This is a genomic window from Anaerosporobacter faecicola (assembly GCF_012070565.1).
GTDB lineage: Bacteria > Bacillota > Clostridia > Lachnospirales > Lachnospiraceae > Anaerosporobacter > Anaerosporobacter faecicola.
Genome location: NZ_JAAQRO010000010.1, coordinates 85,322 through 103,199 on the forward strand (window position 1 = coordinate 85,322; position 17,878 = coordinate 103,199).

Annotated in this window: 16 protein-coding genes; 3 read left to right on the top strand and 13 right to left on the bottom strand. The window is 34.2% G+C overall.

Annotated elements, in window-relative coordinates; translation table 11 throughout:
* Nucleotides 1–54 precede the first annotated feature (54 nt).
* Entirely contained in the window at nucleotides 55–1,644 is a 1,590-nt protein-coding gene (locus HBB17_RS06750; RefSeq protein ID WP_167956721.1) for a glycoside hydrolase family 9 protein, read from the top strand.
* Between the two features lie 162 nt (nucleotides 1,645–1,806).
* Here the strand turns inward: HBB17_RS06750 and HBB17_RS06755 are convergent, their stop codons facing one another.
* The 4 genes from HBB17_RS06755 to HBB17_RS06770 form a co-directional block, all read right to left on the bottom strand.
* Nucleotides 1,807–2,055, bottom strand: coding sequence for a hypothetical protein (locus HBB17_RS06755; RefSeq protein ID WP_167956722.1), 249 nt, complete (start codon nucleotides 2,053–2,055; stop codon nucleotides 1,807–1,809).
* A gap of 1 nt (nucleotide 2,056) precedes the next feature.
* Complete coding sequence (locus HBB17_RS06760) at nucleotides 2,057–2,983, bottom strand: deoxyribonuclease IV (RefSeq protein ID WP_238483692.1); 927 nt, start codon at nucleotides 2,981–2,983, stop codon at nucleotides 2,057–2,059.
* Between the two features lie 97 nt (nucleotides 2,984–3,080).
* Nucleotides 3,081–4,634, bottom strand: coding sequence for a cardiolipin synthase (gene cls, locus HBB17_RS06765; protein WP_167956723.1), 1,554 nt, complete (start codon nucleotides 4,632–4,634; stop codon nucleotides 3,081–3,083).
* Nucleotides 4,635–4,753: 119 nt separating this feature from the next.
* Nucleotides 4,754–5,617 carry a putative ABC transporter permease gene (locus tag HBB17_RS06770; RefSeq protein ID WP_167956724.1) on the bottom strand — a complete coding sequence of 288 codons (864 nt, stop codon included), beginning with the start codon at nucleotides 5,615–5,617 and terminating at the stop codon, nucleotides 4,754–4,756.
* A 381-nt stretch (nucleotides 5,618–5,998) separates the two neighbouring features.
* Between HBB17_RS06770 and HBB17_RS06775 the strand changes: the two genes are divergently transcribed.
* Nucleotides 5,999–7,171, top strand: a complete 1,173-nt coding sequence (locus HBB17_RS06775) for a ribonuclease H-like domain-containing protein (RefSeq protein ID WP_167956725.1) — start codon at nucleotides 5,999–6,001, stop codon at nucleotides 7,169–7,171.
* Nucleotides 7,172–7,402: 231 nt separating this feature from the next.
* Here HBB17_RS06775 and HBB17_RS06780 read toward each other — a convergent pair whose 3' ends face one another.
* The 9 genes from HBB17_RS06780 to HBB17_RS06820 form a co-directional block, all read right to left on the bottom strand.
* Entirely contained in the window at nucleotides 7,403–8,887 is a 1,485-nt protein-coding gene (locus tag HBB17_RS06780; protein ID WP_167956726.1) for a methyl-accepting chemotaxis protein, read from the bottom strand.
* Between the two features lie 249 nt (nucleotides 8,888–9,136).
* Nucleotides 9,137–9,316, bottom strand: coding sequence for a 50S ribosomal protein L32 (gene rpmF / locus HBB17_RS06785; protein WP_073281783.1), 180 nt, complete (start codon nucleotides 9,314–9,316; stop codon nucleotides 9,137–9,139).
* 42 nt (nucleotides 9,317–9,358) lie between these two features.
* Complete coding sequence (locus HBB17_RS06790; protein ID WP_167956727.1) at nucleotides 9,359–9,880, bottom strand: YceD family protein; 522 nt, start codon at nucleotides 9,878–9,880, stop codon at nucleotides 9,359–9,361.
* Between the two features lie 406 nt (nucleotides 9,881–10,286).
* Nucleotides 10,287–11,477, bottom strand: a complete 1,191-nt coding sequence (locus tag HBB17_RS06795; RefSeq protein ID WP_167956728.1) for an acetate/propionate family kinase — start codon at nucleotides 11,475–11,477, stop codon at nucleotides 10,287–10,289.
* Nucleotides 11,478–11,646: 169 nt separating this feature from the next.
* Nucleotides 11,647–12,645, bottom strand: a complete 999-nt coding sequence (gene pta / locus HBB17_RS06800; protein ID WP_167956729.1) for a phosphate acetyltransferase — start codon at nucleotides 12,643–12,645, stop codon at nucleotides 11,647–11,649.
* A 122-nt stretch (nucleotides 12,646–12,767) separates the two neighbouring features.
* On the bottom strand, nucleotides 12,768–13,634 hold the full coding sequence (locus tag HBB17_RS06805; protein ID WP_167956730.1) for a phosphatidylserine decarboxylase: 867 nt from the start codon (nucleotides 13,632–13,634) through the stop codon (nucleotides 12,768–12,770).
* Between the two features lie 138 nt (nucleotides 13,635–13,772).
* Entirely contained in the window at nucleotides 13,773–14,396 is a 624-nt protein-coding gene (locus tag HBB17_RS06810) for a CDP-alcohol phosphatidyltransferase family protein (RefSeq protein WP_238483693.1), read from the bottom strand.
* A gap of 16 nt (nucleotides 14,397–14,412) precedes the next feature.
* On the bottom strand, nucleotides 14,413–15,456 hold the full coding sequence (locus HBB17_RS06815) for a lysylphosphatidylglycerol synthase transmembrane domain-containing protein (protein WP_167956731.1): 1,044 nt from the start codon (nucleotides 15,454–15,456) through the stop codon (nucleotides 14,413–14,415).
* Nucleotides 15,457–15,472: 16 nt separating this feature from the next.
* Entirely contained in the window at nucleotides 15,473–16,159 is a 687-nt protein-coding gene (locus HBB17_RS06820) for a phosphatase PAP2 family protein (protein ID WP_167956732.1), read from the bottom strand.
* 338 nt (nucleotides 16,160–16,497) lie between these two features.
* Between HBB17_RS06820 and HBB17_RS06825 the strand changes: the two genes are divergently transcribed.
* Complete coding sequence (locus HBB17_RS06825) at nucleotides 16,498–17,748, top strand: nucleotidyltransferase (protein WP_167956733.1); 1,251 nt, start codon at nucleotides 16,498–16,500, stop codon at nucleotides 17,746–17,748.
* The last annotated feature ends 130 nt before the right edge of the window (nucleotides 17,749–17,878 follow it).

The following is a 17,878-nucleotide window of genomic DNA, read 5'->3' on the forward strand; positions in this document are numbered from 1 at the left end:
ATGCTTGGATGTCATATTTTTTTTATAAAAGTAAATATAATAAGGGGGTTTATTATGGTCAACATAATTACAAATCAAATTGGTTATCAGTGTAAAGAGAAAAAAGTAGCTGTATTTCGTAATGTTACAGGAACATCTTTCTCTGTAGTTAATGCCAATACTGGTAAAGAAGTATACAATTCCATTGTATCTTCTCCAATTGATAATGTTGCTTCTAATGAAGTAATCGTACTTGGTGATTTTTCTTCCGTTACCACGCCAGGAACTTATCAGATAAAAATGGAAGGAGCAGGAGTTTCTTATCCATTCCGAATTGATGTTGATGTGTACAAGCCAGTTTTACGTGATCTTTTCCGCATGTATTATCTACAACGTTGTGGTTGTGAAGTTACAAAAGAATTAGGTGGAATCTATGCACATCCTGCTTGCCATACTTCATTAGCTACAATTTATGGAACAGACAAAAAAATTGATGTAATTGGTGGATGGCATGATGCAGGGGATTATGGTCGCTATATTGTGGCTGCAGCCGTTACGATTGCTGATCTACTCTATGCCTATGAGGCCAATTGCTCTATCTTTGAAAAGAACTTTGATATACCAGAAAGTAATCAGACAACACCAGATCTTTTATGTGAAGTTCGTTATGAATTAGAATGGATGCTAAAGATGCAGGATCCAGAAACAGGTGGTGTTTATCACAAAGTTACCTGTGCCGGTTTCCCTGGTTTTGTTATGCCAGAAGAAGAAACTGAACCATTGATCGTATCTCCAATCTCTGTTACAGCAACAGCTTCTTTTGCTGCTTGTATCGCTCTTGCAATACCATTCTATTACAATTACGATGAAGAGTTCTGTAAAAAATGTTACCAAGCTGCTACAAGAGCATGGGACGCTTTACAAGATTTACATATGCCAGGTGGCTTTAAGAACCCAGCAGATATTGTCACTGGGGAATATGCAGACGCAACGGATACAGATGAAATCTATTGGGCTGCAGCGGAGATGTACAAACTAACAGGAAAGCAAATGTATCATGACGCATTCAAAAAACTGGTAACAGAAAAAGTATGGTTAGGTTATGGTTGGGAGGACGTTGGAAGCTTTGGTAATCGTGCTTACTTAACGACAAGTTTCCCAACAGATCACGAAGTCATGAATAAGATCACGGAATCGACTAAAGAGTATGGTAAACAATTATTCGAGGCTTCTAAAAAAGATGGTTATGGCGTTTCTTTAGGAAACTCCTATATCTGGGGTAGCAATATGGTAGTTGCAAATAACGCATTGGTATTACTTGACTGCTATCATCTTACCAAAGATAAATCCTATCGATTTGCTGCAAAAGAACATCTTGATTACTTGTTCGGCAAGAATCCAATGGCAACCTGCTATGTAACGGGTCATGGTATTACATCGCCTATGCATCCTCATCACAGACCAAGTGTAGCCAAGAACAAACCAATGCCTGGTATGTTAGTTGGTGGCCCTGATGCAGGTCTGCACGACCCACAGGCTGTTGCTACTTTAACTGGTATGCCACCAGCCAAATGCTATGTCGATCATTTTGATAGTTATTCCACCAATGAAATTACAATCTATTGGAATGCACCATTAATCACTTTATTAGCAGAATTCATGTAGAGCAAGCGTTCTCTAAGATGAGAGAACAAAAAAGCCCTCCCCTTTGCACTGTTACAATTAAAATGCATTCCACTATTTTTACATAATGAATAAAAAAGCTGTCTATTATAGAATTCAAAACATGTATTACATGCAATGAATTCTATAACAAGACAGCTTTAATTATTGCAATCGTTCAAAACGACCTCTTGATACCGATAATCTCCCTTCACTCATGTATTGAATTACTTCGTAAGGTGAGATTCCCAACGCTTCTGCAACTTGAAGTGCATTGCTATTGGGATATTTTTTTAGATAATCATAGATTGCATCAAAGAATAAATTATCCGTTGTTTCGCAATCTTTGCAGGTATACTGCTTCACACGGGACTTAAAAACCTTTCTACAATGTTTACATACATTCGTATACATCTTACTCTCCCAATATTTCTTCTTTTAATTTCGGATTAAATTCGCCTTTTCTTAGCATCTCAATTTCTTTTTTATATGGAGGAAATGATTTCTTTGAATCCTCTACAGATGGAATATATGGTGTTTCTAAGATTTTGGGTACATTTTCGAATGTTTTATGAGAAACAATATTGGATAATGCGTCAAACCCAATATATCCAAATCCAATGTTCTCGTGTCGATCTTTTGCAGCACCTCGTTCATTCTTACTATCATTAATATGGAACACCGCAATCTGGTCTTTCCCTACAAAATGATCAAACTGGTCAATCACCCCATCAAAATCATGAATGATATCATACCCACTGTCATGAACATGGCACGTATCGAAACATACACGTAACTTGTCATTATAGATGACCTTATCATAAATTCGAGCAAGTTCTTCAAAACTACGACCGATTTCACTACCTTTTCCAGCCATCGTTTCCAATGCTACAAAAACCTCGGTATCTTTGGTCAATACTTCATTCAAACCCTTGATAATCTGTTCCGTTCCTTTTTCTTCTCCTTCTCCTACATGGGCACCAGGATGAAGAACAAGAACTTTACTTCCCATTGCTTTTGTACGTTCAAGCTCTAATGCCAGAAAATCGACCGCAAGTTGAAATGTCTCTGGTTTTACACGATTACCAAGATTGATAATGTAAGGAGCATGAATAATCAAATCACTAATTCCATGTTCTTTCATAAAATTTTGACCAGCTTCAATATTCAAATCTTCAATTGCTTTTCTTCTAGTATTCTGTGGAGCACCTGTATATACCATAAATGTATTTGCGCCATAGGAATATGCTTCCTTTGCTGAACCTAGAAACATATCTTTTCCGCTCATTCCTACATGGGAACCTATTTTTAGATTTTTTTCTTCCATATTGTATTCTTTCATATTACTCTCTTTCATGTCTTTCTTTCAATTAATGTTATTCGTTTTATTAACAAAAACTGTTCTGCAGGTTGTACCCCTTACTATTTTACTATATTCCCTACATTTGTGTCGAGAAGATATTAAGAATGCTCTGATATAATTTCAATGCTGCAGGTCGACGATTCCATTCCTCAAAAGAAATTTCTTTGCTTACTTTTAAGGTTTTCATAAAATCTGCTTTGATATCTGCTATAATCTTCGCTTCTGACATAAAAACTCCACATTCATAATGCAGATAGAAACTGCGATAATCCATATTAATCGTACCAACGATACCACAATTCTCATTGATAATTGATTTTGCATGAATGAAACCCGGTGTATACTCATAGATACGGATACCATTTTGTAGCAAAACACCATAATTATAATTAGTCAGAATCTTAACATGTTTCTTGTCTGGTATGAATGGTGTAATGATCCGTACATCAACCCCACTTCTAGCTGCCATAATTAGTGCTAGTCTCATATCTTCCTCTAAGATTAGATATGGTGTGGTAATATAGAGGTAGTCATTCGCTGAATAAATAATCTGTTTATAAGTATTTTCAATAGGATTACTAGGATTATTCACCGGACCATCGGCGACTACACAAGCAAACGTTTGATTTTTCTCAAACACATCAGTGGGTTTATATATGGTATAGTCAAGATATTCTCCTGAACTAGCAATTTCCCACATTTCTAAGAAGGTTACTGTTAATCCCCATACGGCATCTCCATAGACCCGTACAGCACTATCCTTCCACACACCAAAACGTTCAATCAAATTTGCGTATTCGTCCGCAATATTCATACCACCTGTATATCCTATATTTCCATCAATAACAACTATCTTTTGATGGGATCGATAATTCATATATAATTTGTCTGTATACTTGTGGATTGGATTGAATACCCGAACTTGAATTCCTTCATTCTCCAGTATCCTACGGAAATTCTTTGGCGTTCGGATCATTGCACCAAAATCATCATACAGAAATTTTACTTCTACTCCTTCTTTGATCTTATCTAATAATATGGAATGAAGTTCGTCCCAAAGTCCACCTTCCGCAACAATAAAGAATTCAATTAAAATGAAATGCTTCGCTTTTCGTATATCATCAAACATTGCATCAAATGTGTCTTCTCCCATGGCATAATAGGTTATTTGATTATTCTTAAACATTGGAAAACCTTCAGAAACCATATAATTAGATACTCGCTCGATTTCTTTATAATCTTCTCGAATCTCCTCTAATATATGTTCTTCGTAGGTATGAAAAGTATTCCCCCGTTCGATCTTTGCCTTGATCACATTGCTTAATTTCTTATTCGCCGTTGACTTTCCCCATAAGGCGTACATAACATGTCCCGATATCGGTAATAACAACACAATACAAACCCAGGCGATCTTATACGAAGGACTTCGATTATCATTGATTAACGTGATGACTACGAACAAACTTAATACTTCCAGAATTAAATAAAAATAAACTGTATAACTTCTTAACCATAAGGAAAGTGCTATGATCACCGAGAATTGAAGTAATACTAGTGCACCCACAAGCCCCGCTCGTAGAAATCCACTCAGATGGCTATTGAATTTTCCCTTTAACTGTTTAATTTTCATACTCTAATCTCCCACCATTAAAGCGACCCTTATTCGCTCTTTGTTTCCTCAAAACTTTACTGTAAAATAAATTAACTTCACCCTTATTCGAATATCCCAATTTATATAACGATATTCCACTATTTGTTATTCTTTTTTCTCATACGTAATCGTTCCCTTAATTCTGTTAACATATATTCATTGTTTGTTGATTTCATATTAGGGAATGCTTTTAACAAACGTCGTTGAATAATATGTACATGTTCAGAATGTAAGGAATATTTCTCCTTGAATATACGTAAACGTTCGTCTAACTCACCACTGTGTACATGTACTTTTAGATTATCTATATACTCCGCAATCGTTGCATTCTCCAGCTTTCTTCGTAATTCTTCTTTTGAATGATAAAAACGACTTTTCTCCATATATCCAATAAGCTCATCGCGTAACTTATGCATATTGGCTAGTTTTTGGTTTAACTTCAATGTAGATATAATTGTAAGAACCAAATCAATTACTACAAGTGCAAAGATAACGAATGCAAGTATTTCTCCAGGCTTTTTCGGTATCTTATGGATCAATGCATTGGAAATTGGTTTTAAAAATACTGTCATTAATACAGAAAGTATGCCCCAGAATACCGAAACAATGGGACATATCCTACCTTGTATATTGAATTTGTATTGACTATAATCCCACCATTTGGCATGAAACAACTTTTCCATTACGTAAGAAGTCAGAAATTCTAGGATGGTAGCCAAAAGCATGCCTCCTAAAAACACAAGTAATAGATTTTTCGAAACAGGATCCAATATGATACAGATTAATACAGCACCTGCACCATAGATTGGTATGATTGGACCGTTCAAAAAACCTCGATTCACAAACTCCTTTTGTTTAACGGATACCAGACAAGTCTCATAAATCCATCCAAATACACTGTATAGGATGAATGTATAAAAAATATAGTAAAATTCAAATCCAAAAATCTTCACACTAAACATAGTCTTTCCTCTTTTTCGTAAAATAACTCAATACATAAGAAAGCAATCATAGCCTTTTTGAAACACAGGACCTTTTGCTTTTGTATAAATATATATCATTTTACCATATTATGAAGAAAAAACCTAGAGGCATTCAAACAATAGCTTTTGCCCCTCATTTGTGAATTGCAATACCTCCAAAATCTTGCTATAATCTTTTCAAGACAAAGTATATGATACAAGGTTCGAATGCACATAACAATCCGTTGTATCATGATCCGCAAAATACATTTTGACGATCATGAATATATTACTCGATCCTTCTGAATGTCCATAATACATTTCCTTTTCTATATTCTATGGACACAGATATGATATATTCATAAAGAAAGAGGTTGACCTATGATAACCATAGAAAAACAATTGAAAATTTCATCTGTCTATTCCTTCCATGATCAAATACCATATGAAGATATTGTCTTCTTTGATATTGAAACAACTGGGTTTTCTCCTAATAATACCATCCTCTATTTAATAGGTTGTACGTATTATAAGAATCAATGTTGGAATCTTATTCAATGGTTTGCAGATGACAATACTAGTGAAAAAAAGCTCCTCCATGCGTTTTTTACATTCATAAAGGATTACCGTTACTTAATGCACTTTAATGGAGAAGGATTTGATCTTCCATATATTCAAAAAAAATGTACCAAACTTGGACTAGACTATACTTTTGACCATATCGAAAGCTATGACATCTACAAAAAAGTTCTTCCTTATAAGAAGATATTCAAATTAGAGAATTTCAAACAAAAAACATTGGAACACTTTTTGCATATACAAAGAAATGACACCTATTCTGGTGGAGAATTGATTCAAGTCTATGCCAACTATCTTGGTATGAAGAAATTGGAACAGCTAAAGAACCGCACTCATGAAGTCTCACCTGTAAAAGACTTAGAAGCTCGCATTCAATCTACGAATCAAACAGCTTTTGGTTCTCCTAATTCTGCACAACTACTACAATTACTTTTATTACACAATGCAGAAGATGTTCAGGGTATGCTCCCACTAACGAATATATTATCCTATGTTGATCTTTTCCGAGGTGCGTACAAAAATATAACAGCAAAAGTTGATCAAGACCAGTTGGTTCTTCATTTTACCTTGGTTTCTTCGTTGCCTGAAAGTATCAGTTATGGAAATGATACCATACACTGCAATGCTTCTGGTGATCAAGCAATATTAAAAGTTACGCTGTACCAAGATGAACTTAAGTTCTTTTATGATAATTATAAAGATTATTATTATCTTCCAAAAGAAGATACTGCAATACATAAAAGTGTTGCCTTTTATGTCGATAAGAATTTTCGTACACGCGCCAAAGCAGCCAATTGTTATAGCAAAAAAACAGGTCGCTTTGTCCCTCAATATGAAGAAATCTACACTCCACATTTCAAAATTGATTATCATGACAAATATACGTATGTGGAAGTTACCGATGAATTCCTTCAGGATACAAAGAAATTAGCATTGTATATTCAGCATCTACTCACAAAATTAATTTCACGTTAACACTTTTCTATATTTATTTTCAACTCAAATATAGATAAACACTATACGATTATATGTGAATTAATTAATCTTTTTAGTTCTCTAAACTTTGCTATTTAGAAGGTATGATTTACACAAAGAAAAGAACAATCCACTCTAGATGGTAAGACATGACTTTAACTCTTTCATTTTCCTGTCTTACTACCTCTGTAGATTGTTCTTTTTATTATATTCTCCTAGAAAATCCTAAGACTACTCAGAAATTCTAACACTTTCTTCCATCTTGTTTGCAATAGAATAGATTTCTTCTAACAATTTGTTTAATTCACGAAGATTCCCCATAGCCGTGTTACTGATTGATAAACCTTCTGCGGATGATGCGGAAACTTCCTCCGTAGTAGCTGCTAACTGTGTTATATGATCTGAAAAATTCATATTTACTTCTAAAATGTTGTCCATCACACCACCAAATATGTGAATGGCATCAGCAAGTGTATTGATTTCTTGCTTTATTGTAGAGAACTTTTCTCCAGTTTTTGTTATTAATTCATTCTGTTTGCTTACTGCTTCTATGGATTGTTCCATTGAGTTATTTGCTTCCGTGGCATCCATCGTTAATTGACTAATAATTTCTGTAATCTTATTCGTTGCATTACTTGTTTCTTCAGAAAGATTACGAATCTCATCTGCAACAACAGCAAAACCACGACCTGCGTCTCCTGCACGTGCAGCTTCTATAGAAGCATTTAATGCTAGAAGATTTGTCTGTGAAGATATGTTCGAGATGGAGGCAGTTATCTGCTCTACGTCAACAATTGACTCATTTAATTGTTTCGTTTTTTCTTTTGTAAACTCACTATTCTTTGTAACACTTTTTGCTTGCTCTTTCAGATCTTCAATGATTTCAACACCTTCCATTACGATGTTATTAGCTGTACTTGACGTATCCTGCATTGATTTTGTTGTTTCTGCTGCTTCTTTAATGCTCTTTTGAATATCATAAGTCATGGAGGTCTGTACTTGTATAGATTCTGCTGTACTTGTAGTACTTTCCGCAATATTATTTACTGCAAAATGATTGGACTCCATACTATTGGTCAAACTGCTAGATTGTTCCTTTGCTTGTGTAAATTTATCAGATAGATTAGCAACCCCTTGCATTACTTCTTGTGTGATCATTTGGTTAACTTTTACTTTCTGTTGAATTTCTTGTGCGTCTTCATCACTATGTTTCTTTTGTAGCTTTGCATATATATTAACAGAAGCTCCAATAATTAATACTAATAAACATTGAAAGATATACTGTAGTGTGGTAGAACTATCATGATAATTGGATATTTGATAGATTGCACATCCAAGATTAACAAAGAATCCAATTATTAATCCACCTATCATATAAATCTTATCTTCATAGAATAATGCAACGATAAACATACTAAATGCAATTGCATAGATATAAGGTTGGGTATCATAGGATACGAACATCGTAACCAAGTATGTAACAGATAAAGAATTTAAGCAAACTCTTCTGAAGTTATTACTACTCTTTAACAGTTTATATCCCATTGCATTTGAAACCATAACAATACAAGATAGTATAATTAGTACAATATGTTTCTTATCCGACTGATTCACAAGAAAATATATTGAATTGGACAATACACATAGAATAATAACTATAACGATCAGAAAAGCAATTTTGTTCTTTTCTCTAATACGAATTTCACTTTTACTCATATTAATCCTTCCTCACTTCTTTCCTATTCTTCTTAGAACTGATTATTAAGTTGCAATTGAGTCTTTTAACATATATTTCTTATAGTATATATTTATACTCACATTTTGTCAATTCGTGTTATCATTACATTATAACAGAAATTCAATGTATCGATTTTGCGAATATCCTTCATGCAAACGCTTTCCCCTTGGCATAAGGCAAAAAAAACCTCATAACCAAGAATTCTCATGGTTATGAGGTTTAAGAAATTATTCTGCAGAGATAATCTCTTTTTTGTTATATGAACCGCAAGCTTTACAAACTCTATGTGGCATCATTAATTCTCCACATTTGCTACATTTAACTAGGTTTGGAGCAGTCATTTTCCAGTTTGCTCTACGGCTGTCTCTTCTTGCTTTTGAAGATTTATTCTTTGGACAGATAGACATGAGTACACCTCCTTAAAAATATAATTGATTTACTACAATCAATTACTTTGAATTATTGAAGATATCAAGGATAGCTGACATTCTAGGGTCTAAACTCGTGCTTTCGCAGTTACAAGTCCCCTTATTGAGATTTTGTCCACAAGTATTACAAATTCCTTTGCAATCTTCAGAACATACAACTTTCATAGGAAAGCTAATCAAAATCTCGTCGTAGACAAGTTTGTCTACATCTAAATCATATCCATTAATATAATTCATTTCATCTAGTTCCTCGATACGTTCTTCCTCTGTCTTTCCAAAATCAATTTCTTTTGATATGGAGATATCTAGAGTAGTCTCAACGTCTTCGAGACATCTGCTACAAGGAATCATAAGTACTACTTTCGTGCTTCCTTCAATTAAAACTTTCTTCTTACCAAGATTGGTAATTGTAAGTTCAAACGGATTCTTCACTTTAAATTCATATGTTTCACGTTGTAGTTTGAAGTTCTCCAACTCGATGGGAGCTGATATTCTTTCGACTTTGTCAGGAACTAACATAATCTCAGATAAATTAATGATCATAGTTATCTCCTATCTGTGAAACAGATTACTTTCACATCGATATCTCACTTATAGTCTGGGTTAGCAACATATAAGCGAAAATAAAGAGTGTGAAAACGCTTTATTTCACACTTTTAATATTATACATACTATACCATACTTTGTCAACCATTTATTTGTCGATTTGTATTGATGTATGTAGGTTCAAACGCTGTATTTTCCATGACTCAGGAGAAATAATCTATGTTTTTACAGATCCATTCAAACTCGAATGAATAAATCTCGTTCACTTAACAAAGTAATTAAAATATAAATACTGTAAAAGAGAATGGTATCCCCTTTCTCTTTTACAGATCCATAACTAATATACAAGATTCATCGCATATTTTTAATCAAATATGCTTGGTTCAGACAGTTACACAAATTCTTAGATTAAAGCAACTGTTTCTCTAGCGATTGCAAGTTCTTCATTTGTAGGAATAACACAAACTTTAACTTTAGAATCTGCTGTTGAGATGAGTACTTCTTCTCCACGGATTGCATTTTTTTCTTTGTCCAATTCGATTCCTAAGTAACCTAAATAACTTAATACGGATTCACGAACTGCACCATCATTTTCACCAATACCAGCTGTGAACGCAATACCGTCTACTCCATTCATAGCTGCTGTATACGCACCAATGTATTTGGCTACACGATAACAAAATACGTCTAATGCTTGTTTTGCAAGAACATTTCCTTCTGCAGCTGCAGCACCTAAATCTCTAAAGTCACTTGAAAGTCCGCCAGACATACCTTGAACACCTGATTTTTTGTTTAAGATGTTGAGGATTTCTGAGATATTCTTTCCTTCTTTGTTTGCAATAAATTCAATGATTGCTGGATCAAGATCACCACTACGTGTACCCATTAGTAAACCTTCAAGTGGAGTTAATCCCATACTTGTATCAACAGATTTACCATTTAATACCGCACTTACACTAGCACCATTACCTAAATGACAAACGATGATTTTAGAATTATTGATGTCCATACCAGCGAATTCAGCCATCTTCTTTGATACAAAGCTATGACTTGTTCCGTGGAAACCATATCTTCTAATTTTGTATTTTTCATAGTATTCACAAGGAATACCATACAAATAAGCTTTTTCAGGCATTGTTTGATGGAATGCAGTATCAAATACAGCTACCATTGGTACATTTGGCATAAGTGCTTTACAAGCATTGATACCAATTAAGTTTGCTGGGTTGTGTAATGGAGCAAGATCATTACATTCTTCAATTGCTTTCATTACTTCGTCATTGATTACAACTGAATGAGCGAATTTTTCTCCACCATGTACTACTCTATGTCCAACAGCACCAATCTCATCAAGAGATTTGATTACACCATTTTGTGCATCAATCAAAGCATCTAATACGATCTTGATTGCATCTTCATGGTTATTCATTGTAGCTTCTTTTTCTACTTTTGCTCCAGTGTTTGATTTGTATTTGAATCTTCCATCAATTCCGATTCTTTCGCAAAGACCTGAAGCTAATGCTTCTTCTGTATCTGCATTGATTAATTGATATTTTAATGATGAACTACCACAGTTAATAACTAAAACGTTCATAAACCCTCCTAAAATAATAGTACTTTTATTACTATCTCCATTTTTATCTTTTCTAATCATGAATTATCGCACCAAGCTATTGAAATCTTCACAAGGTGCGATAATTATATCGTATTATATAATGAAATTGGTGTCAAAAGATCAATTGTTCTTCTGAACCTTGTTCATATTATTCTGTAGCAGCAGCTTGTACTGCAGTAATAGCGATTACACCAACGATATCGTCTGCACAGCATCCTCTTGATAAATCGTTTACTGGTTTTGCAATACCTTGTGTAATTGGTCCATATGCTTCTGCTTTTGCTAAACGTTGTACTAATTTATATCCGATATTACCAGCATCAAGATCTGGGAATACTAAAACATTCGCTTTACCAGCAATTTCACTACCTGGAGCTTTAGATGCACCAACACTTGGAACCATAGCAGCATCTGCTTGGAATTCTCCATCGATTTTAAGTTCAGGATATGATTCTTTTGCAATCTTTGTTGCTTCTACTACTTTATCAACATCGGCATGTTTTGCACTTCCTTTTGTTGAATGAGATAACATAGCAACAACTGGTTCTTCTTGAACTAATAATTCAAAACTCTTTGCAGATGATCCTGCGATTGCAGCTAACTCTTCTGGATTTGGATTTTGATTTAAACCAGCATCAGAGAAAATGAATGTTCCGTTCGCACCATATTCACAATTTGGAACAACCATTACGAAGAAAGCAGATACTAATTTTGTATTAGGCGCTGTTTTCAAAATTTGTAAAGAAGGTCTTAATACATCAGCTGTAGCGTGGCAAGCACCAGCTACCATACCGTCAGCATCCCCTGCTTTAACCATTGTAACACCATAGAATAAATAATCTTTTGTTAAAAGTTCTTTTGCTTTTTCTGGTGTCATACCTTTATTCTTACGAAGCTCTACAAGTAAATCTATGTATGAGTTCAATTTATCTGAATTCATAGGGTCTACTATTGTAGCTTTACTAATATCTAGTCCCTCGGCACCCTTTTCAATTTCTTCTTTGTTACCAACTAATACCAAGTTTGCTATTCCTTCTGCTAAAATTTTAGAGGCAGCCTCTAAAGTTCTTCTGTCATTTGTTTCTGGTAACACAATCGTTTTCTTATTTTGTTTTGCTCGTTCTTTAATAGCATCGATAAATCCCACGATAATATCTCCTTTCGTATTTGGCAATAGACCGCTAATGCTATGTTTATTGTCGTAAAATCATTACTAAACCAATTATAGTCCATATGTTTATTGTATACAAGCACTTTTTTTAGTACAATTTATAAAATTTCTTTTCCTATGGCTTGCCCCATATGAATCATTGTTTCGTAACCATCTTCTGTATTCTTAAAGAATTCTTGATTAACCTGTACTTGTTTAGAATCAAGTAATAGAACAATACTGGAACCTCCGAATTCAAAACGCCCTTTTTCCTGTCCTTTCGTCACCTCTAATTCTTGATGATAATTTACAATCTTACCAACCATTAGTGCACCAATTTCCATCTGAATGATATCACCAAATTTCGTAGTTTCCAATACGGTATACTCTCTCGTATTCTCTTTGTAGATTTTTACATGTTCATTAGCCACAGGATTCACTGTATGTAAAATACCTGGAACATGAACATTTTTCCCCTTTATACCATCTGCAGGATAACAATAGCGGTGATAATTGTCTACAGTCAATCGAATGATCATACAACAACCGCCTTTATATTTTTTTGCTAATTCTTTGTTCCTAAGTAAACTTGCAACCGTATACTTACTATTCTTGATTGATACCACAAGTTTGTCCGAAATTGGATATGCGCTTACTTTACCATCTGCAGGAGATATTAACACCCCTTCTCTTTCATCAATTGGTCTATAATCTCGTCTGATCTGTCTTGTAAAGAAATCATTGTAGCTCATATAGTATTGTTCCACATACTCATTCATATCAATCTTATTCTTTTTAATAAAAGAAGGGATTAATATCGTGGAAAGTTTTGAATTAAGAACAACTCCTCCTAAATATGATATAGCTGGATTAACCAATACCTTAATTATACTTCTTCCGAGCGAATTGGCATAAAGTAATCTTAAAAGGCGATCTTGCTTCGTTTCCCTTTCTATCCTATTTCCATTCAAATCAATATATTTCATAAAGACTCCTTTCTACATTACTATTAGGTAGTATAACCAATGTTAAGCTACTTAATAGTAAAAAAAGATTCATAGCATCTATATACCGCTATGAATCAATCTTTTTTAATTTTCGTTTACTTAATATTCGTAATCGGTTTAAAATAATTCCAATACTTTGAGAAAAATAACCGTAGCACATGCAATCATAACTACCGACTCGGATTTATTTGGTTTTTTTACTTTAAAATTCAGTACAAACAAAAATGCAATGGCAACTAATACCCCTTCTAACACGGGTACAAAAGTAAAAAAATCACGCAAAAGATAAACAAGAGGTAATATAATTGCAACACTCGTTACAGGAAGACCTTGGTATAGTTTTCGATTTTCTGTTGTCTCGGATTGTCGTTTTTCTTCCATAACATTAAAAAACCCTAATCGAATAACAGCAGCTAATACATATAAGATAATACAGGCATTACCTATAACCCCAGTAGCCCCAAAAGAATATACGATAATAGCTGGGAACATACCAAAACAGATTAAATCGCAAAGAGAATCAATCTGTATTCCAAATCGCTTTTCATCTTCGGTTCGATCCATTGCTCTCGCAATCTTACCATCGAACATATCACATAAACCTGACATCATCAAACACAAAAAAGCAATTTTATGATTATCACTTAATGCTTGTGTCATTCCATAAATCGAAAACGCCAAACCAATATATGTCAATACAACTGAAAAATTATAAAATCCTATCATTCTCTTCTCTCTCATCTTAAAACCTTCCCTTTTACCTACTACTCACTTTTTCTTTTTGACAACTATTCTTGATCTGTACGACTACGGTAACCCCCGCACTGATCAATAACAACCCATAATAACTAATTCCCCTGCTTAATAACATTCCTGGAATAATCAGTGCTTTACCAAAAATCTTTTGGAAAATAATAAGAAACAGATTCTCACTCGCTCCAATTCCTCCTGGTAATGGTAACATATCGACCGCAATAGAGATAATGGATTGTAATGCAACAATATCAACTACGCCATATCTCGACAGGCCAAATGCCCGATATACAAAATATGTAACCAAAAACAATGCAACCCGTTGAATAAATGTAATAATAAACACAACAACCATTACACTCTTATGTTCTTTCAGAAATACTGCACTCTTATTATAATTATCAAATGCATGATCAATTTTTGTTAATGTGCTTTCTTCATCTCGAATCAATTTTATCTTTACAAGTATATGAATTCCTTTGTGCACTAGATAACGAATTGGCTTCGTATAAAAAATCATTAGCATTAACCATAATACAACAACTATATTAATTACGATTCCAAAATATAAGAAACAAATATTCTTACCCAAGTAATGGAATACGAATTTTCTCTTTATCGTGAGCATCAGCATACCAAATAAGATTAAAATTGATTTATATGCAATGGTTACTTCCAGTAAAACTAAGGTTGCAACTCCTAAATTCACTTTATCTTTTTTCATATAGTATAACTGTGCAGGTTGTCCTCCTGTTGCACTTGGTGTAATGCAACTAAAAAAGAAACCAATAAACGAGTACTTGATGCACCCTTTTAATTTAATCGGGCTACGTAGTTTTTTCATCATAAAGCAGATGATCACAGATTCGCAGCAAACAAAAAATATAACTGCAACGATACCAAGTAATAAATATAGTACGTTCGTCTTCTTAATGCTATCAAGAATCAGTGGAATTTCTTGATCTTTTAATAACAGATAAAATGTAACTCCTACGATAAACAAAAAGAATATGGTATTACATATATTTTTTTTGTTAACTTTCAGCATAGTTCCTCCCTATATCTTAATCCAACCCACACCGTGTATTAAGCTTTTCAAAGAAACGCTGAAACGGTTGATATAATTTCGTCTTATAGCTGATTAAACAACAAATCTCAGCTAAAGCTATTCCACCTATTGCATCAACAAAATAATGCTGTTTCGTAACTTGCGTTGAAACGACTACAACCAATGCAAAAAGCATGGAAAAAATTCGATAGGCTTTTGGTATCTGCTTTTTCCTTCGAATACCAATATAACAAAACCAACTTACACTACAATGTATGGAGGGAAATAAATTCTCTGCCGTATCTGACCAATAGATAAATCGTAAAACCTGTTCACTTATGGAATTGCCAGTCACCTCAGGTCGAATATTCGTTGTAGGCATTGCAATAAATATAATTGCATTGATCATATAAGACAAATATACAGCAAATAACATACGATATAAATGTTCTTTACTGACTCGCGTCAATAGAATAAAATTCAAAACCCAAAATATATAACACCCAAAATATATGAAAGAAAACCATGGAATCACTGGCACTGCTCGGTCAAAGCTTGTCGTAAAATCATAATGATATCTTCCTTTTTCCAATAGTTTCGACACTTCATATACTAACGTTTCCACAACAAAAGAGCCAACCAGTGGAAAGATGGCATAAGTTGGACATATTCGTCCCACTGTTTTTTTTAATAATGTATTCATTATGTACCCCTATTTACACTCTATTATCGAATTATTCTCTATTCACACAGAACAAGTGTACTTCGTACACTCTCGCGTTCATAACATCTTTATAAAAAATACAGAACTTTTATAGAACTTTTATAAGTATATCATCATTCTTGGTAGAAGTAAAGTTCAACCTTGCTATGTAAAAGGAATTGTAATAAATAATTAAGGTTGAAAATGCATTGACGTTTATTGCTTTCCTTTATAGAATGGTGTTGGAGTTCATTTTCCAACATTGGTTTTTGATGGCAATATGAAACACTCATATAGCACAAAGAACTATATCCTATTACAGATTGAAGGAGGTTTCCATGAAGATAGTAGGCTTAATCACCGAATATAATCCATTTCATAACGGACATGCCTATCACATACAAAAATCCAAAGAAATTACAGGTGCAGATTATGTTGTTGTAGTAATGAGTGGCAATTACGTACAACGAGGCACACCTGCAATTATTGATAAATACACGCGTACACAAATGGCACTTTCTCATGGCGCAGATCTTGTTTTTGAGCTTCCTACTCTCTTTGCGACAGCCAGTGCAGAAATATTTGCTTTCGGTGCAATTGCCATTCTAGAAGGCTTAGGAATCATTGATTCCATCTGCTTTGGTAGCGAATGTGGAGATCTTGTGCTTCTCTCCTCAATAGCAGATCTCATGGTACATGAAACGTCTGAATTTAAAGAGATTTTACAAAACAGATTACGTTCTGGTTTGTCCTTCCCTATTGCCAGAAAAGAAGCTCTTATAGCGTTTGCACCATCTTTAGGGATTACAGAAGAACAGATGAATTCTGTACTTTCTTCCTCGAATAATATATTAGGAATGGAATATCTAAAAGCATTATCGAGAATATCCAGTTCCATACAGCCATATACTCTTGTACGAGAAGGAAGTGGTTATCATGATCTATCCATTGACACCTCGTATTCCTCCGCCAGTGCCTTACGAAAATGTCTAACCCAGTCAACTGATAAAGCCCCTTTACAACAGCACATGCCTGCTGCCGCATACGACATATTACAAAAGGCTATACAGGTCAAAGCACCAATTGACGAAAATGATTTTTCAGATATCTTATTTTATCAGTTGCATTCCCAATCTCCAGAAAAATTAGCGACTTATCTGGATATGAATGTAGATCTTGCCAATCGAATCTCCTCTTTATCTTTGCAGTATCATAGCTTTCAAGGGCTCGCAGAAGCAATGAAATCCAAACAATATACGCGTACACGAATAAATCGTATATTGCTACACATACTGTTGCAATTGCATAATGAGGATTTAGTGACCTATGCGCCAGATACAAATATGCCCTATGCGCGATTACTTGGTTTTCGGCATTCTTCTAGCTTTCTACTAAAGACGATTCATAAAACTGGTAGAATTCCGGTGATTACGAAAGTAGCGGACGCAAAAGCACGTATCACCACCACACAATATGATTTGTTTCAAAAAGATTTATTTGCTACACATCTCTACAATCAAATCGTATATACCAAATTCCATCACGTCCTTCCAGATGAATATCGACAAGGTCCTGTAATTATATCGTAAAATTTGATCAAAAAAACAATCTTCATGATGATCTGTCAAATCAACTGTATCTATGATCTGACATCTCCGTTCATGAAGATTGTCTTCTATAAGTCGTTGGATTACTTTATGAGTAACCACATAAATGTTA